The sequence below is a fragment of the Caballeronia sp. LZ032 genome, assembly GCF_031451315.1.
In the GTDB taxonomy this organism is placed as follows: Bacteria; Pseudomonadota; Gammaproteobacteria; order Burkholderiales; family Burkholderiaceae; genus Caballeronia.
The window spans coordinates 181,134-198,551 of sequence record NZ_JARUXP010000001.1; the positions used below are offsets into that span (position 1 = coordinate 181,134).

General features: G+C 64.9%; 16 protein-coding genes. 12 read left to right on the plus strand and 4 right to left on the minus strand.

Features of this window, described 5'->3' with window-relative positions; all coding sequences use genetic code 11:
* The first annotated feature begins 3 nt into the window (after nucleotides 1-3).
* Nucleotides 4-327 (plus strand): DUF493 family protein, encoded by a 324-nt coding sequence (locus QCE69_RS00855; RefSeq protein ID WP_309830184.1) that lies wholly within the window; start codon nucleotides 4-6, stop codon nucleotides 325-327.
* On the opposite strand, the gene QCE69_RS00860 is transcribed toward QCE69_RS00855, so the two are convergent.
* Nucleotides 311-1,264, minus strand: a complete 954-nt coding sequence (locus QCE69_RS00860; protein ID WP_309928964.1) for a transcriptional regulator GcvA — start codon at nucleotides 1,262-1,264, stop codon at nucleotides 311-313. The two genes, QCE69_RS00855 and QCE69_RS00860, sit on opposite strands and share 17 nt — an antisense overlap.
* A gap of 123 nt (nucleotides 1,265-1,387) precedes the next feature.
* Here QCE69_RS00860 and QCE69_RS00865 point away from each other — a divergent pair, with 123 nt between their 5' ends.
* The 6 genes from QCE69_RS00865 to QCE69_RS00890 all read left to right on the plus strand — a co-directional run bounded on the left by QCE69_RS00865 (nucleotide 1,388) and on the right by QCE69_RS00890 (nucleotide 8,732).
* Nucleotides 1,388-1,714 (plus strand): DUF2917 domain-containing protein, encoded by a 327-nt coding sequence (locus tag QCE69_RS00865; RefSeq protein WP_309913419.1) that lies wholly within the window; start codon nucleotides 1,388-1,390, stop codon nucleotides 1,712-1,714.
* Nucleotides 1,715-1,803: 89 nt separating this feature from the next.
* Nucleotides 1,804-2,595, plus strand: coding sequence for a lipoyl(octanoyl) transferase LipB (gene lipB / locus QCE69_RS00870; protein WP_309928966.1), 792 nt, complete (start codon nucleotides 1,804-1,806; stop codon nucleotides 2,593-2,595).
* The gene (gene lipA / locus QCE69_RS00875; protein ID WP_309928968.1) at nucleotides 2,592-3,593 is read left to right on the plus strand and encodes a lipoyl synthase; all 1,002 of its coding nucleotides are present in this window, start codon (nucleotides 2,592-2,594) and stop codon (nucleotides 3,591-3,593) included. Before lipB ends, lipA begins: the two co-directional genes overlap by 4 nt.
* A 454-nt stretch (nucleotides 3,594-4,047) precedes the next feature.
* Nucleotides 4,048-5,337, plus strand: coding sequence for a dicarboxylate/amino acid:cation symporter (locus tag QCE69_RS00880; RefSeq protein ID WP_309807068.1), 1,290 nt, complete (start codon nucleotides 4,048-4,050; stop codon nucleotides 5,335-5,337).
* 45 nt (nucleotides 5,338-5,382) lie between these two features.
* Nucleotides 5,383-7,365 carry an ATP-binding protein gene (locus QCE69_RS00885; RefSeq protein WP_409021158.1) on the plus strand — a complete coding sequence of 661 codons (1,983 nt, stop codon included), beginning with the start codon at nucleotides 5,383-5,385 and terminating at the stop codon, nucleotides 7,363-7,365.
* A 32-nt stretch (nucleotides 7,366-7,397) separates the two neighbouring features.
* On the plus strand, nucleotides 7,398-8,732 hold the full coding sequence (locus tag QCE69_RS00890; protein WP_309928972.1) for a sigma-54 dependent transcriptional regulator: 1,335 nt from the start codon (nucleotides 7,398-7,400) through the stop codon (nucleotides 8,730-8,732).
* 56 nt (nucleotides 8,733-8,788) lie between these two features.
* Here QCE69_RS00890 and QCE69_RS00895 read toward each other — a convergent pair whose 3' ends face one another.
* Nucleotides 8,789-9,325, minus strand: a complete 537-nt coding sequence (locus tag QCE69_RS00895) for a TlpA disulfide reductase family protein (RefSeq protein ID WP_309807071.1) — start codon at nucleotides 9,323-9,325, stop codon at nucleotides 8,789-8,791.
* Nucleotides 9,326-9,491: 166 nt separating this feature from the next.
* Between QCE69_RS00895 and QCE69_RS00900 the strand changes: the two genes are divergently transcribed.
* Nucleotides 9,492-10,097, plus strand: coding sequence for a hypothetical protein (locus QCE69_RS00900; RefSeq protein WP_409021159.1), 606 nt, complete (start codon nucleotides 9,492-9,494; stop codon nucleotides 10,095-10,097).
* 377 nt (nucleotides 10,098-10,474) lie between these two features.
* Here QCE69_RS00900 and QCE69_RS00905 read toward each other — a convergent pair whose 3' ends face one another.
* Together QCE69_RS00905 and QCE69_RS00910 are read right to left on the minus strand one after the other, a co-directional pair.
* A complete protein-coding gene (locus QCE69_RS00905; protein ID WP_309928974.1) occupies nucleotides 10,475-12,019 on the minus strand; it encodes a YifB family Mg chelatase-like AAA ATPase in 1,545 nt (514 codons plus the stop codon).
* A 94-nt stretch (nucleotides 12,020-12,113) separates the two neighbouring features.
* The gene (locus QCE69_RS00910) at nucleotides 12,114-12,383 is read right to left on the minus strand and encodes an accessory factor UbiK family protein (RefSeq protein ID WP_309913440.1); all 270 of its coding nucleotides are present in this window, start codon (nucleotides 12,381-12,383) and stop codon (nucleotides 12,114-12,116) included.
* Nucleotides 12,384-12,827: 444 nt separating this feature from the next.
* Between QCE69_RS00910 and QCE69_RS00915 the strand changes: the two genes are divergently transcribed.
* The 4 genes from QCE69_RS00915 to gshB all read left to right on the plus strand — a co-directional run bounded on the left by QCE69_RS00915 (nucleotide 12,828) and on the right by gshB (nucleotide 17,275).
* Nucleotides 12,828-13,166 carry a P-II family nitrogen regulator gene (locus tag QCE69_RS00915; RefSeq protein ID WP_014190273.1) on the plus strand — a complete coding sequence of 113 codons (339 nt, stop codon included), beginning with the start codon at nucleotides 12,828-12,830 and terminating at the stop codon, nucleotides 13,164-13,166.
* 31 nt (nucleotides 13,167-13,197) lie between these two features.
* Nucleotides 13,198-14,664 carry an ammonium transporter gene (locus QCE69_RS00920; protein ID WP_309913443.1) on the plus strand — a complete coding sequence of 489 codons (1,467 nt, stop codon included), beginning with the start codon at nucleotides 13,198-13,200 and terminating at the stop codon, nucleotides 14,662-14,664.
* Between the two features lie 312 nt (nucleotides 14,665-14,976).
* Nucleotides 14,977-16,266, plus strand: coding sequence for a glutamate--cysteine ligase (gene gshA / locus QCE69_RS00925; protein WP_309807077.1), 1,290 nt, complete (start codon nucleotides 14,977-14,979; stop codon nucleotides 16,264-16,266).
* Between the two features lie 52 nt (nucleotides 16,267-16,318).
* Nucleotides 16,319-17,275 carry a glutathione synthase gene (gene gshB, locus QCE69_RS00930; RefSeq protein ID WP_309928977.1) on the plus strand — a complete coding sequence of 319 codons (957 nt, stop codon included), beginning with the start codon at nucleotides 16,319-16,321 and terminating at the stop codon, nucleotides 17,273-17,275.
* Nucleotides 17,276-17,418: the final 143 nt, after the last annotated feature.

Here is a 17,418-nt window from a genome sequence, read left to right on the forward strand (position 1 = left end):
ATCATGTCCGATACGAAACCAGATTCGAAGCCCCAAGCCACCGATCCCACCGACTCCGCCGCGCACAGCGCCGACGAGCTGTTCGACTTCCCGTGCGACTTTCCGATCAAGGTGATGGGCAAGTCGCATCCCGAGTTCCAGGACACGATCGTCGGCGTGCTGAAGCAGTTCGACCAGGACTTCGACGCCTCGCGCGTCGAGACCCGGCCGTCGTCGGGCGGCAATTACACGGGCCTCACCTGCACGGTGAAGGCGCAGAATCGCGCCCATCTCGACGACATCTATCGCGCGCTGACCGGCCATCCGATGGTCAAGATAGTGCTTTGAGCTTGCCGGCGGGGGCGTCGCAGACGGCGGGCGTGCGCTCGTAAAGCTGCCTGAACTGCTCGGCCTCGTCGAACACCCAGTTCCTGAATGCCTGCACCCGCGCCGTTCCGAGCAGCGCGGGCGGGCACACGAAGAAATACTTCCACGGGCTCGGTCCGTCCACGTTGAACAGGCGCACGAGCCGTCCCGCGAGAATCTCCTGCATCGACAGCGAACGGCGCACGAGTGCGATGCCCTGACCGTCGATTGCCGCCTGCAGCAGATTCGACGAATCCTCATACAACACGCCGCGCTTCGGCTCCGCCAGGTCGGTGAGCCCGGCCGCGTCGAACCATGGGCGCCACAGTTCTTCATCCGAGCGCAGCAGCGGCAGGCTGGCCAGATCGGCCGGCACGCGCGGCAGGTCGCCGCCGCGGAAATTCGGCGAGCACGCCGGAAAGAACACTTCGTCCAGCAGTTCCTCCGTATGGATGCCGGCGTACTTGCCGTAGCCGAAGCGGATCGCGACGTCCACGTCGTCGCGGTTGAAGTCGGTGAGCGCGTTCGTCGACAGCAGTTCGAGGTCGATCTCCGGATGCTTCTCGATGAAGCGGCCCACGCGCGGCGTCAGCCAGCGCGCCGCGAACGACGACAGCATCGACACGATCAGCCGCCGGTCGCGGTCGCCCGAGCGGATGCGGCGGGTGGATTCCGCGAGCGCGAGCAGCGCCGCGCGCACTTCGGCGGCGTACTGCCGGCCGCGATCCGTGAGCCGCACGCGCTTGCCGTCGCGGGCAAAGAGCGGCACGCCGAGCTCGGCCTCCAGCGCGCGAATCTGGTGACTGACGGCGCCGTGCGTGACGACGAGTTCGTCGGCGGCGCGGGAAAAACTCTCGTGACGCGCGGCGGTCTCGAAGGCGCGCAGAGCGTTCAACGCAGGAAGCTGTCGCAGGTCCATATGCAGGGTCGCCGGGTCCGTTGTCAAATTGGCTCACATAGCGGTGAAAATTGATCGTTTTGCCTGATGCCTTGCCACGCCTAGGATTGTAGTCATCGAAACGTTCCTTTGGCGGAGTCGGTCATGCGAGAAATTTCAACAAGCGTCACCTTCGAAATCAAGCCCGGCGAAACCGTGCCGATGCGCATTGCCCGCGGCACACGTCTCGCGGTGCAGGGCAACGCGGTCTGGGCGACGCGCAGCAACGACATCGACGACTACTGGCTCGAACCCGGCGACAGCCTGAAGTTGCGCGAACGCGAGCGGCTCTGGCTGTCGGTGGAGGGCGAACAGCCGGCTTACGTCGTCTTCACGATCGTGCCGCGCTGCGACGAACGCGCGATCCAGTGGCTGTCGGCAGGCATCGAACGGCTCGCGCAGCGTTTCCGGTCCGGCTGGCGCACCGTCTGAAGCGTGCTGCAACTATTCGGTTTTGTCATCGCAGGCATGCGAATTCACCATCGGCGGGCATGATCCACTTTCGGTAAACTACCGGGATCATGTCCGCCACACCGCTCGCCCTCCCACAAGACACAGCCGACACGTCCGACACCGCCCTCGAAGCCGGTGAATGGCCGTTCACGCTGCGCTGGCTGGGGCTCGAATCCTACGATCACAGCTTCGACGCGATGCGCGCGTTCACCGACGCCCGCACGCCCGACACGCCCGACGAAATCTGGCTCGTCGAACATCCGCCGGTGTTCACGCTCGGCCTGGCGGGCAATCCCGCGCACTTGCTGTTTGCCGACAGCGGTATTCCGCTCGTCAAGGTGGATCGCGGCGGACAGATCACGTATCACGGTCCGGGGCAGGTGGTGGCCTATCTGCTGATCGATCTGCGCCGGCGCAAGCTGATGGTGCGCGAGCTGGTGCGGCGCATCGAGGAAGCCGTGATCGAAACGCTCGCGACGTATAATCTCGCGACCGACCGCAAGGCCGGCGCGCCCGGCATCTATGTGGCGCAGCCCTCCGGACGTCCGGAGGCGCAGGGCGCGGTCGGTCGTCTGCGCGAACAGCACGCACTGCATGAGGGCGCGAAGATCGCGGCGCTCGGACTCAAGATTCGCAACGGCTGCAGCTACCACGGCGTGAGCCTGAATGTGAACATGGACCTGCAGCCCTTTCTCGCGATCAACCCGTGCGGCTACGCGGGGCTCGAAACGGTCGACATGGCGACGCTCGGCGTCGCGGCCGACTGGCGCGACGTAGCCTTTACGCTGGCCGAACGGCTGGCGCATCAAATCGGCGGCCTCCCCGCATTTGCCGCTGCAACCACCGGATCGACCGAATGACTGACGCAACCGCAAACCTGGCCGGCGACACCGCCGCTGCTTCGGCCTCTCCCGCGCCCTACGACGCCACCGCGAAGCAGAAAGCGCAGGCCAAGACCTCGCGCATTCCGATCAAGGTCATCCCGATCGAGAAGCTCAAGAAGCCGGAATGGATCCGCGTGCGCACGGCGACCGGCAATTCGCGCTTCAACGAGATCAAGCAGATCCTGCGCGAGCACAACCTGCACACGGTGTGCGAGGAAGCGAGCTGCCCGAACATCGGCGAATGCTTCGGCAAGGGCACCGCGACCTTCATGATCATGGGCGACAAGTGCACGCGCCGCTGCCCGTTCTGCGACGTCGGTCACGGCCGCCCGGATCCGCTCGATGCCGACGAACCGGCGAACCTCGCCCGCACCATCGGTGCGCTGAAGCTGAAGTACGTGGTGATCACGTCGGTGGATCGCGACGACCTGCGCGATGGCGGCGCGGCGCACTTCGTCGAATGCATCCGGCAGGTGCGGGAGCAATCGCCGGAAACGCGCATCGAGATTCTCACGCCGGACTTCCGCGGCCGTCTGGATCGCGCGATCAACATCCTGACCGCCGCGCCGCCTGACGTGATGAACCACAACCTCGAAACCGTGCCGCGCCTGTACAAGGAAGCGCGTCCGGGTTCGGACTATCACCATTCGCTCAAGCTGCTGAAGGACTTCAAGGCGCTGCATCCGGAAGTGGCGACGAAGTCGGGCCTGATGGTCGGACTCGGCGAGACGGAAGAGGAAATCCTCCAGGTGATGCGCGACCTGCGCGCCCACGACGTGGACATGCTGACGATCGGCCAGTATCTGCAACCGTCGGAGCATCACTTGCCGGTGCGTGCATACGTCCATCCGGATACGTTCAAGATGTACGAGGAAGAGGCCTACAAGATGGGCTTCACGCATGCGGCGGTCGGCGCGATGGTGCGATCGAGTTATCACGCGGATCTTCAGGCGCATGGAGCGGGGGTGGTTTAAGCCTGTTTATGCGCTTCGAAAAAAACCCACGGGAAACCGTGGGTTTTTTGTTTGTGCGGAGAAAGCCCGGCACGCAACGCATTTGACCGTTGAATCCTGTCCGGATCGCCGGACGCCTTGATTCCGGATTTCCGGAATACCGGATTCCGCGCGTGCCGCCGCTAAAAATAAGCTATAAAAATCAGCGGCTTATAGAAGAATCAATCCTGGCATCACCCTTGCAATCAGAAAGGCACGGCCCATGAGCCGCCCATAAAAGTCAAGGAGACAAGCCGATGACCCCTCTCGCATCCCAACGTCCCTGAATTCGTCGACGAAGCGGCTAAACGCCCTTGCGGCGCGATTCACCGGACGCATCCCTCGAAGCTTCACCGCGCACGGACGAATCCTCCCGCACGTCACGCTCGCCGCTGGCTGACTTCCCGCCAACTGCTGGTTATTGCCTGGAAACATCGTGAAAAAACCTCTCCATAAAATCCTGTACGTGCAGGTGATCGTGGCCATCATCATCGGCATCGCGCTCGGGCACTTCTATCCCGCGCTCGCCACCGACATGAAGCCGCTCGGCGACGCCTTCATCAAGCTCATCAAGATGGTGATCGGTCCGATCATCTTCTGTACCGTCGTCACCGGCATCGCCGGCATGGAAGACATGAAGAAGGTGGGGCGCGTCGGCGGCAAGGCGCTGCTGTACTTCGAAATCGTCTCGACCTTCGCGCTGATCCTCGGCCTCGCCGCGACGCACTTGCTGCGTCCGGGCGTCGGCTTCAACGTCGATCCGGCCACGCTCGACCACAAGGCCGTCGATTCCTTCGCGACCAAGGCGCACGGCCAGAGCACCGTCGACTTCTTCATGCACATCATCCCGGACACGCTGGTCTCGGCGTTCTCGCAAGGTGAAATCCTGCAGATCCTGCTGATCGCGCTGCTGTTCGGCGCGGTGCTCACGCACGTCGGCGAGCGCGGCAAGGTGGTGACGAACTTCATCGAAGGCCTGTCGAGCATCCTGTTCGGCATGGTCGGCATCATCACGAAGCTCGCGCCGATCGGTGCGTTCGGCGCGATGGCGTTCACCATCGGCAAGTACGGCATCGGTTCGCTGCTGCCGATGCTCAAGCTCATCGGCACCTTCTATCTCACCTCCATCGTGTTCGTGGTCTTCGTGCTCGGCGCCATCGCCCGCATGGTCGGCTTCAACATCCTGAAGTTCGTTGCGTACATCAAGGAAGAGATGCTGATCGTGCTCGGCACGTCGTCGTCGGAAGCCGCGCTGCCGCAACTGATGCTCAAGCTCGAAAAGCTCGGCTGCTCGCGCTCGGTGGTGGGTCTCGTGGTGCCGACCGGCTACTCGTTCAACCTCGACGGCACCAACATCTACATGACGATGGCCGTGCTGTTCATCGCCCAGGCGACCAACACGGATCTCTCGTGGGGCCAGCAACTGACGCTGCTCGCGGTCACGATGCTGACCTCGAAGGGCGCGAGCGGCGTGACCGGCGCGGGCTTCATCACGCTGGCGGCGACGCTGGCCGTCGTGCCGACCATTCCGCTCGCGGGCATGGTGCTGATTCTCGGCATCGACCGCTTCATGTCGGAGTGCCGCGCGCTGACGAACATCGTCGGCAACGGCGTGGCGACGGTGGTCGTGTCGGCATGGGAAAAGGAACTCGACCGCAGCAAGCTGAAAGCGGCCTTGTCCCGTGACGTCGACGTGACCGACGTCGAAGAAGCGAAGTCGGTCTAAGCCGGCCCGGGCACTTCAGGCCTCCTTCCTCCGGACGACGTCATCATGCAAGCGGCGAAGCCTCACTCCACGAGCGCTTCGCCGCCGTCGTCTGCGGGTCCGGATCTCGCGGGCGCGTATGCCACAATGGTTGATCCTCTTTCGCGGGACTCAGCCCACGTGACGCGCCGCATCCTCGTGTTCTTCGTGCTTTTCGCGGCGCTCATGGCGTGCTGCGCGCTCACGTGGCACGTGGCCTGGCAACGCGGCACCGACGAATTGCGGCTGAATGCGGCCGCGCGCGTCGATCGCACCACCAATACCCTCAAGAGCACGCTCGACCGCTACGAATATCTGCCGTACCTGCTGTCGCGGCATCCGGTCGTGCAGGACGTGCTCGATCATCCCGATGCGGCGCGCGTCGAACGTGCCGACCGGTACCTCGAAGACCTCAACGCGCGCGCGCACGCCACCGTCACCTATCTGATCCGCGCCAACGGCATCTGCGTGGCCGCCAGCAACTGGAACGGGGCCGACAGCTTCGTCGGCGTGGACTACAACTTCCGGCCGTATTTCATCGACGCGATGAAGGGCGGCGTCGGCCGCTTCTTCGGCATCGGCACCATCTCGACCGAACCCGGCTACTACATCTCGCAGCCGGTGTATCGCGAAGGCACGAAGGAGGTCGTCGGCGTCGTGGTCGTGAAGCTCAATCTGGAGTGGCTGCAAGGCGCGGATGCGTCGGAACCGCTCATCGTCACCGACGATCACGGCGTCATCTTTCTTTCGTCGGTGCCGGGCTGGAAGTACCACACGGTGCGGCCGCTGCCGCAGAACGTCGAGGCCTCGGTGTACGCGACGCGCCAGTACGCGCAGCAGGCCATCACGCCGCTGCCGCTCAGCATCGTGAAGACGCTCGAAGGCGGCGCGCAGATCGTGCGCGTGGGCGGCGGCCGCAATGCGCCGGCGTTCCTCGCGACCCATCGTTCGATCGGCGAGCCCGACTGGCAGCTCATCACGATGGCCGCGCTCGATCCCGTAGAAAGCGCCGCGCAGAACGCCGTGATCGTCACCGCGCTCGTATTTGTCTCGCTGTGCCTGCTCGCGTTCTACTGGCGCATGCGGCGCGCGCGCGTGCGCGAGATGATCCGCAGCCGCGGACTGCTGCAGACCGCGTATGCCGAACTGAACCAGCGCGTCGCGGAACGCACGGCGGACCTCTCGCAGGCCAACGCGCAGCTGACCAAGGAAGTGGCCGAACGCACCCGCGCGGAACAGGACCTGCGCGCCGCCCACGACGAGCTCATCCAGGCGAGCAAGCTCGCCGCGCTCGGTCAGATGGCGGCGGGCATCACGCATGAACTGAATCAGCCGCTCGCCGCGTTGCGCAGCTTTTCCGACAACACCCGCGTGCTGATCGAGCGGGGCGAGCAGGTGGCGGCGCGCGAGAATCTCGAAGCGATCGCCGCGCTGACGGAGCGCATGGGCAACATCACGAACCAGCTCAAGCTGTTCGTCACCAAGGCGCGGCCGAAGAACGCGCGCGCCGACGTGGCGCGCGCGCTGCGCAACGTGTTCTCGATGTTGCGTCCGCGCATGAAGCACGTCACGGTCGACATCGCGCCGGAGCTCGACGGCGACAGCCCGCCGCAGTTCGTGCGCTGCGAGGATCTGCGGCTGGAGCAGGTGCTGATCAATCTGGTCGGCAATGCGCTGGACGCGGTGGCGTCGTGCGACCGGCCGCGCATCGTCATCGAACTCGATGCGCGCGCCGGGTCGATCGAACTCACGGTGCGCGACAATGGTCCCGGCATTCCCGCCGACGCCCTGCCGCGCCTCTTCGAGCCGTTCTTCACGACCAAGGAAATGGGCCAGGGGCTGGGCCTCGGCCTGGCGATTTCATCGGCGATCGCGCGCGATTACGGCGGCACGCTGGCCGCGCGCAATCGCGAGGCGCCGATCGTCGCGGACGGTCCCGAGGGCGGCACGCAGGCCGATGCCGATCATTCGCATGGCGCGGAGTTCGTACTGACGCTGCGGCGCGCGTGAACGTGCCGCGCAACCTCTAGCTGGAGCAAGACATGACCACCGGTTTGCAGGTGATCTTCATCGAAGACGACGAACTCGTGCGGCGCGCCAGCGTGCAGAGTCTGCAACTCGCGGGCTTCGACGTGACCGGGCACGGCAGCGTCGAGGCTGCGGAGCGCCTGATCGTCGCGAACTTTCCGGGCGTGATCGTCAGCGACATCCGCCTGCCGGGCGCGAGCGGTCTTGACCTGCTCGCGCAATGCCGCGAACGCGCGCCGGAAGTGCCCGTGATCCTCGTCACCGGTCACGGCGACATATCGATGGCCGTGCAGGCGATGCGCGACGGCGCCTATGACTTCATCGAGAAGCCGTTTGCCTCCGAGCGCCTGATCGAAGCGGTGCGCCGCGCGCTGGAGCGGCGGTCGCTGGTGCTCGAAAACCAGGCGCTGCGGCGCGAGCTGGCGGGACAGAGCCGCATCATCGGGCGCAGTCCGGCGATCGGGCAGGTGCGCCAGCTGATCGCGAACATCGCGCCGACGGACGCGTCCGTGCTCATCAACGGCGATACCGGCGCGGGCAAGGAGCTGATCGCGCGGAGCCTGCACGAGATGTCGCCGCGTCGCGACAAACCCTTCATCGCGGTGAATTGCGGTGCGTTGCCGGAGCAGATGTTCGAATCGGAGATGTTCGGCTATGAAGCCGGCGCTTTCACGGGCGCGCAGAAGCGGCGTATCGGCAAGCTGGAAGCCGCCTCGGGCGGCACGCTGTTTCTCGACGAAATCGAAAGCATGCCGCTCTCGCTGCAAGTGAAGCTGCTGCGCGTGCTGCAGGACGGCGTGCTGGAGCGGCTCGGCTCGAACCAGCCGGTGCGGGCGAACCTGCGCGTCATCGCGGCGGCGAAGGGCGACATGAACGAACTCGTCACCGACGGCACGTTCCGGCGCGACTTGCTGTACCGCCTGAACGTCGTGACCATCACGCTGCCCCCGCTCAACGAACGGCGCGAAGACATCGTGCCGCTGTTCGAGCATTTCCTGCTCGATGCCGCGGTGCGCTACGAGCGGCCCGCGCCGCTCATCACGGATCGGCAGCGCGCGGAACTGATGCAGCGCGACTGGCCCGGCAACGTGCGCGAACTGCGCAACGCGGCGGACCGCATGGTGCTGGGCATTCTCGACGACGGCGGCGCGGCCGCGCTGGAACCGTCGACACAATCGCTGAAGGAGCGCACCGAGCTGTTCGAGCGCGCGGTGATCACGGAAGCGCTGGAGCACTGCGGCGGCGTGGTCGCGGTGGCGGCGGACCGGCTGCAACTCGGCAAGGCGACGCTCTACGAGAAGATCAAGCGGTTTGGGATCGTGGTGAAGGGAGAGGCGGCGGAGCGCTGAAAAGAAAAACGCCCGCTGGACTTAAGCGGGCGTCGCATGCCAGGCGGTGGCTCTGCTCAGGCTGCGCTGAGCGCCTTGTCGAGCAGTTGATCCAGTTCCGCGAAAGTCGGCTCGCCGACATAGCGCTTGAGGATCTTGCCGTTCTTGTCGATGACGAAGGTGGTCGGCGTCAATTGCACATTGCCGAACTGCTTGGCGACGCTGCCGTCGTCCATCGCCACCTTGAACGGCAGATTGCGCGTCTGCGCGTAATTGGTCACGTACATTGGCGCGTCGTAGTTCATCGCGACCGCGACGAATTCCAGTCCGCGCCCCTTGAACTTGTTGTACGTGTTGATCATGTCGGGCATTTCCTTCATGCAGGTCTCGCAGCTCGTCGCCCAGAAATTGACGAGATAGACCTTGCCCTTCAGATCGCCCTGAGTGGAGACCTTCTGCCCGGACAGCAGCGTGAAGGTCGCGTCCGGCACCTTCTGCTGGCCGCCGAAGGCGAAATAGCCGGTGCCGGCGATGACGCCCGCGACGAGCGCCATCGCGATATAGCGCAGCGGGCCTTTGGCGCGCCTGGATGAGTCTTGCGTGGCTTGGGACATGTGAACCTCGGATTGCCGGAAACGGCGCCGGAGACTGGCGCGGCCGCACGGGGAAGTGCTGCGTATTCTAGCGCCGTTTTCGGGATGGAGTCGTGACGCGCCGATAGGCCCGGGATCAGCGCGAGATAATGAAGGTTTTCACGCACGAGTTTTCCACGAGTCTTCCATGAAGCGAGCTTTCCCTCTGTCCGGCAGGTTTTCTCTCTCGAATTTCCGCCATACGAATCTCTTCGCTGGCCGGACGATGCGTGCCGTGGTGTGCGCTTCTGTCGCATGCGGCGCGCTGCTGGCCTGCACGCCCGCCTACGACTGGCGCACCATCATGAACAACGACGATGGCTACGAAGTCACCCTGCCTGCGAAGCCGCGTTCGGACGAACGCAAGATCGAAATTGCCGGCCAGGCGATGACGATGCGCATGCAGACCGCCGAGGCCAACGACGCCGTGTTCGCCGTCGGCACCGTAGTGCTGCCAAGTTCGGATCCGGCCCTGCAGCGCGCCGCGCTGGACTTTCTCCAGGCGGGACTGGCGCGCAACGTGAACGCGCGGCCTGCCACACGCGATGCACAGATCGACCTCGCCATGGGCGGCCACGTCCCCGGAAGCGAGATCGAAGTTCAGGGCGAGAGCGGCGCCAAGCGCGAGGCGCGAACCATTCACGCCCGCTTCGTGGCGCGCGGTGCGCACGTTTATCAAGTCGCGATCGTCGGGGACAAAATGCCGCCGGCCGAGCAGTCAGATCAGTTCTTTTCGTCGTTCAAGCTGTTTTAGAGGGAACCCTCGAATTCAGCATTCACTGACAACGGAGGCGGCTTAGTTCCGCTTCCGGACTGAAAGTTCCGTCGCAAGTTTGGAAGCTAATCGACGGATTCATATGGGTTTTTTGCACTATCCACAGTGTCTGTGGATAACTATGTGGAAAACAGCTTACGTTTACGCGCACATGCCCGATTGATGCGGTTTACGTTACTTTGCCTGCGTTCGCGGCAAGTTAAATAATTCAATAAAATCAATAGTCTGTGCAGAAACGTTGTTTCCGGGGTTTGATCAGACAAACATCGGTCCCGGATCGCTCCAATGTGCATAAGTCAAGTCTTGACAAGCATGTTTCTGCCTTACGAGCCCCGAACCAGAGCGTTTCGGCCCGCTCAGGCCGCCGACAGGGCGCGCCGGTATTGCACGGCTTCTGCCACATGCGCGGCGTCGGGCCGGTCGGCGCCGGCCAGATCGGCGATCGTCCGCACGACTTTCAACACGCGGTAGTACGCCCGCGCCGACCACCCGAACCGCTCACCGGCCGCGCGAAGCAGCGCTTCGCCGTCGGCGTCGGGGCGGCAGAGTGCGTCGGCTTCGCGGCCGCTCAGTTCGCGATTGGTCTTTCCCTGGCGCCGCAACTGGATCTCGCGCGCCGCCGCCACGCGCGCCGCGACCACGGCGCTCGATTCGCCGCGCGCAGTGCTGCGCGCCGACAATTCCGCCGGCGACAGCGCGGGCAATTCGATCTGAATGTCGATGCGGTCCATCAACGGCCCCGACAGCTTGCGCAGATAGCGCGTGGCGACCTCCGGCGAGCAGCGGCAGCGGCCGCTCGGATCGCCGCGCCAGCCGCAGGGACACGGATTCATCGCCGCGATCAGCTGGCACGCCGCAGGAAAGTCCGCCTGCTGGGCGGCGCGTGAGATGGTGATGTGACCGACTTCGAGCGGCTCGCGCAGGGTTTCCAGCACCTTGCGATCGAACTCGGGGATTTCATCGAGAAACAGCACGCCGAGATGGGCGAGGGTGATCTCGCCCGGTTGCGGCGGATTGCGGCCGCCGACGAGCGCAGCTGAACTCGATGAGTGATGCGGCGCGCGAAACGGCCGTTGCCGCCACTGCTCGGGCGCAAAGCCGATGGAACTGGCGGAGAGAATCGCAGCGGAGGTGAGCGCTTCGTCGTCGCTCATCGGCGGCAGGAGGCCGGGCAGACGGGCGGCGAGCATCGACTTGCCCGCGCCGGGCGGGCCCACCATCAACAGATGATGTCCGCCTGCCGCGGCGACCTCGAGCGCGCGGCGGGCGGCCGGGTGACCGATGACGTCGGCAAGGTCGGGACCGGGCGCGGCCGTCTGTTCGAGCGACGCGGCCTGCACCGGACGCAGGCGCGCGCCGGGCACGCCGTTCAGGTGGGCGCAGAGCGCCGGCAAGTCTGCGGCGCCGAACACCTCGATGCCTGGCACGAGCGCCGCTTCCGCCGCGCTCGCGAGCGGCACGTAGATTTCCGGCACGCGCTCGCCCCGCTCGTGTGCGGACGCATGCTGGCGCGCGGCGCCGCAGACCATGGCAAACGCGCCGCGCATCGGGCGCAGCGCGCCGGTGAGCGACAGCTCGCCCGCGAACTCGCGGGATTCGAGCGATTCAACGGGAATCTGGCCACTGGCGGCGAGAATGCCGAGCGCAATCGGCAGGTCGAAGCGGCCCGTCTCCTTCGGGAGATCGGCGGGCGCGAGATTGACGGTGATCCTGCGTACGGGAAAGTCGAAGCCGCAGTTCTGCAGCGCGGCGCGCACGCGCTCGCGGCTTTCGCGGACTTCGAGATCGGGCAGACCGACGATGGAGAACGACGGCAACCCGTTGGCGAGATGGACTTCGACGACGACTTCCGGCGCGCGCCCAGGAGCGGGCGCGCGGCTGCGTACCACGGCAAGCGACATGATTTCACCTGAAACGGCGCGGCACACGCGCCGGCAACACATCTGGGAACTGACGGCTCGCTGGCCGGGATACGCGGGTGAGGAGTGAGGAGCCTCAGTCCTGCGCGGTGCTGCCTCCGCTCCCGCCAGCAAGACGCTGCTCGAGCTGCGCGACGCGCTTCTCGAGTTCTTCCAGCCGCGCGCGCGTGCGCATCAGCACCTGCGTCTGCGTGTCGAACTCCTCGCGGGTCACGAGATCAAGCTTCGAAAAGCCCTGCGACAGCATGGCCTTCATGTTTCGTTCGACGTCCTTGGCCGGCGAATTCTTGAAGAGATCGCTCATCTTCTGCTGCAGATCGTTGAAAACGTCGTTGGGCTGTTTCATCGTTGCTCCCTTCTTTGCACAGGAATAGTGCATTCATTGTTAGGTCAGTGCCCCGAATAATCGAATGGTCGATTTTGGTGCGTACCGGCTTTGACGCCGCCACGCCTCGGCGCACCTTCAAGGCGCCGCGATTTTAGCGCCGCAGCGCCTCGCGTATCCCGCCCGTGCCCCTTTTTGCGGGACTTCGAGGCCACTCTAGCAATGAACCAACCTCGACGCCAGCAGGCGCGGCGCGCGCTGGCCGTTCGGCCGAGGCTCTGCCCTCGCGTTTCGGAAAATCGCGCAAACCCGCATGAACACTCGCATGGCATACGAGTTGCATAACTGGCGCGACCTTTTCGGCACGCTGCTCCCGGCGGCGTGGACCTGCGGACATGGCGGTAACACCCGGCGCATCCCGCTTCAGAAGGCAACGAAGGATCAGCACACCACCGCGAGGGATACATGAAGCTCATTACCGCAATCATCAAGCCGTTCAAGCTGGACGAAGCGCGTGAAGCGCTCTCGGCCATCGGCGTCTCGGGCATCACGGTGACCGAGGTGAAAGGCTTCGGCCGGCAGAAGGGCCACACCGAGCTCTACCGTGGCGCGGAATACGTCGTCGACTTCCTGCCGAAAGTGAAGATCGAGGCCGCCGTGTCGGATGACATCGTCGACCAGGCGATCGAAGCTGTCGAACGCGCCGCGCGCACCGGCAAGATCGGCGACGGCAAGATCTTCGTCACCGCAATCGAACAAGTTATCCGCATCCGCACCGGCGAGACCGGCGCCGACGCGCTCTAAGAAGAAATTGGCGATAAGAGGAACCAGAAGAATGCGTAATTTTTTGATGTCACTGATGGTGGCGGGCGCGCTGATCGGCGCGAATGTCGGCACCGCTCTCGCGCAGGACGCGTCGGCTCCGGCCGCGGCCTCGGCGCCCGCGTCGTCGGACACTGCCGCCAGCGCACCGGCTTCCGCCAACACGGCGATGGCCTCGTCGGCTGAAGCGGCCGCGGCGGCTTCCGGCGCCTCGGACGCCGCGCCTGCGGCGCCGACCGAGCCGTTCATGGTCGATTCGTCGAAGATCAGCGCGGGCGATACCGCGTGGATGCTGACTTCGGTGGCCCTCGTGCTGTTCATGACGATTCCGGGCCTCGCGCTGTTCTACGCCGGCATGGTCCGCAAGAAGAACGTGCTCGCGACCGCGATGCAGAGCTTCGCGATCTGCTGCCTGATCACGATCATCTGGACCGTGGTCGGCTACAGCATCGCGTTCACGCCGGGCGGTTCGTTCCTGGGCGGCTTCTCGCGCGTGTTCCTGCACGGCATGGCCTACATCAAGGGCGACAAGGCGACGACGCTCACCGTGAGCCACCTCGCCTCGACGATTCCGGAGTCGGTCTACTTCGCGTTCCAGCTGACCTTCGCGATCATCACGCCGGCGCTCATCACCGGTGCGTTTGCCGACCGCATGAAGTTCTCGGCGATGCTCGTGTTCATGACGCTGTGGTCGCTGATCGTCTACTCGCCGATCGCCCACATGGTCTGGGAACCGACCGGCTGGCTCGCATCGGCGGGCGTGCTCGACTTCGCCGGCGGCACCGTGGTTCACATCAACGCCGGTATCGCGGGCCTGATGTGCTGTCTGGTGCTCGGCAAGCGCGTCGGCTACGGCCGCGAAGTGATGGCGCCGCACAACCTGGTGCTGTCGCTGATCGGCGCATCGATGCTGTGGGTGGGCTGGTTCGGCTTCAACGCGGGTTCGGCGGTCGCGGCTGACGGCCGTGCCGGCTTCGCGATGCTCACGACGCAGATCGCCACCGCCTTCGCCGCTTTCGGCTGGATGTTCGCGGAGTGGATCACCAAGGGCAAGCCGTCCGTGCTGGGCATCATCTCGGGCGCGGTTGCCGGCCTGGTGGCGGTGACGCCGGCGTCGGGCTTTGTCGGCGTGACGGGCGCGATCGTGATCGGCATCGTGGCGGGCGTGGTCTGCTTCTGGTCGGCCACCTGGCTCAAGCACAAGTTCAACTACGACGACTCGCTCGATGCGTTCGGCGTGCACGGCGTGGGCGGCATCATCGGCGCGTTGCTGACGGGCGTGTTCGCGGTCAAGGACATCGGCGGCTTCGACGGCAGCCTGCTGGTCCAGGCCAAGGGCGTGCTCGTCACGCTGATCTACAGCGGCGTGGTGAGCTTCATCCTGCTGAAGGTCATCGACATGACGATGGGGCTGCGCGTCACCGAAGAACAGGAACGTGAGGGTCTCGACGTCACGCTGCACGGCGAACACGTCGAGTAACAACGAGGTTTGCCGGACGTCGCGAGAGGACGTCCGGCCAGCGCAAAGGTATGAGCGCAGCGACTTTGCCCGCCCTTTCAGGCGGGCATTTTTTTGCCTCGGGCGCGCGTCGGGGTTTCGTCCATGGGAGCGGGGCGGATTGCGGCGCATCGGGCCCGGAAGGCCGGCGGATCAAGCCCGGGAAACCTTGCCAATTGCCGGTTCATCCCCAATTGGGCAAGGCAATTGCTCTACAATCTTCGCTCCCCTGTATCGGCCGGCGGGGGCTTGAGCGCCTTTCCGGTCATACGCAAAACGCACTGCGAGTACTACATGGTTCCGCATTTAGTCACGGCGTTGAATGGCCCGCTGCTCGACCTCGAGCGGAAAATCCTCGAGGCCATGCCCGCCATCGAACGGTGGTTCCGGCTTGAATGGCAGGAGCACACGCCGCCGTTTTACTGTTCGGTCGACCTGCGCAACGCGGGGTTCAAGCTCGCGCCCGTCGACACCAACCTGTTTCCCGGCGGCTTCAACAATCTCCCGCAGGAAGTGCTGCCGCTTGCGGTGCAGGCGGCGATGGCGTCGATCGAGAAGATCTGTCCGGACGCGAAGAATCTGCTCGTGATTCCCGAGCGCCACACGCGCAACGCGTTCTATCTGGAGAACGTCGCGCGTCTCGCGCTCATCATGCGACAGGCGGGGCTCAACATCCGCTTCGGCACGCTCGATGAAAACATTCATGGCCCGGTGACCATCGCGCTCGCGGACGGCCAGAAGATCGTGCTCGAACCGCTCGAACGCACGCCGCGACGTCTCGGCCTGAAGAACTTCGACCCGTGCTCGATCCTGCTGAACAACGATCTCTCGGCCGGCATCCCGCCCGTGCTGGAGAACCTGCACGAGCAGTATCTGTTGCCGCCGCTGCACGCGGGCTGGGCGGTGCGGCGCAAGTCGACGCACTTTTCCTGCTATGACGACGTCGCGAAGAAGTTCTCGAAGCTGGTCGAGATCGATCCGTGGATGGTGAATCCGTACTTCGCGCATGTGGAAGGCGTGGATTACGAGGCGCGCACCGGCGAGGAAGCGCTGGCTGATGCCATCGACGGCGTGCTCAAGAAGATCGCGAAGAAGTATCGCGAGTACGGCATCAGCGAGAAGCCGTACGTGGTCATCAAGGCGGATGCCGGCACCTACGGCAAGGGCGTGATGACGGTGCACGACGCCAGCGAGGTCGCGGCGCTGACCAAGCGCGAGCGCGTCCGCATGAACGACGCGAAGGAAGGCTTGCAGGTGCACGACGTGATCGTGCAGGAAGGCGTGCACACCTTTGAGCGCGTCGAGAACGCGGTGGCCGAGCCGGTCGTGTACATGATCGACCGCTATGTGGTCGGCGGCTTTTACCGGGTGCACGAATCGCGCGAGCGCGACCAGAACCTCAACGCGCCGGGCATGCATTTCGTGCCGCTCGGCTTCGAGCACACGGCGTTGCCGGACACCCACGCGAAGCCCGGCGCCGCGCCGCCGAACCGCTTCTACATGTATGGCGTGGTGGCGCGGCTGGGGCTCCTGGCCGCATCGGTCGAGCTTGAAAAGACCGACCCGGAAGCCATTCAGGTGTGATCGGGCGGCTTGCGGTAAGCTCGCAGGCCGCGCACCGAACCCGCAAATCGTCATGAACATTCTCTTTATCGCCGACCCGCTCGACCGCTTCAAGATCTACAAGGACACGACCTACGCGATGATGGCCGAAGCCGCGCGGCGCGGCCACGTGCTGTACGCGTGCGAGCCGCAGCATCTTGCGTGGACCGGCACGAAGGTCGAGGCGGGCGTGCGGCGCATTGCGATCGTCGGCGACGAGGCGAACAGCGACCGCTGGCCGTGGTTCGCGGCCGAACAGGCCGAGCATCTCGCGCTCACGCATTTCGATGCCGTGCTGATGCGCAAGGATCCGCCCTTCGACATGGAGTACGTGAACGCCACGTGGCTGCTGGAGATCGCCGAGCGTAGCGGCGCGCGCGTCTTCAACAAGCCCCAGGCGATTCGCGATCACTCGGAGAAACTCGCCATCGCGGAATGGCCCCAGTTCGTCACGCCGACGCTCGTCACCCGCGACGCCGCACGGCTGCGCGCGTTTCACGCCGAGCATGGCGACGTCATCCTGAAACCGCTCGACGGCATGGGCGGCATGGGCGTGTTCCGCGTGAAGGCGGATGGCATGAATCTCGGGTCGATCGTCGAGATGCTGTCGGAGGACGGCGCGCGCACGGTAATGGCGCAGCGCTTCATTCCCGAGATCAAGGACGGCGACAAGCGCATTCTGGTGATCGGCGGCCAGCCGGTTCCTTACTCGCTCGCGCGCATTCCGCAGGGCAGCGAAGTGCGCGGCAATCTGGCGGCGGGCGGGCTCGGCCGCGCGCAGCCGCTGTCGGCGCGCGATCGCGAAATCGCGGAAATGCTCGGGCCGGTGCTGCAGGAACGCGGCCTGTTGCTCGCGGGCCTGGACGCCATCGGTGACTATCTCACCGAGGTCAATGTCACGAGCCCCACGTGCTTCCGCGAAATCATGGATCAGACGGGCTTCGACGTCGCGGGCATGTTCATCGACGCGCTGGAGCGCGCGGTTCACTGAGCGGGATACCCGCGTTGAAGCGGGTGAGCAGCGCCAGAACCGAGTCGGGAGAGACTGTTACAATTGGTTCCCCTGCGCTTTAAAGCTGCCTTAAGCTGGCAAGCACAGGGTGGAGTAACAGTATCGAAAGCAACGGGCGCGTG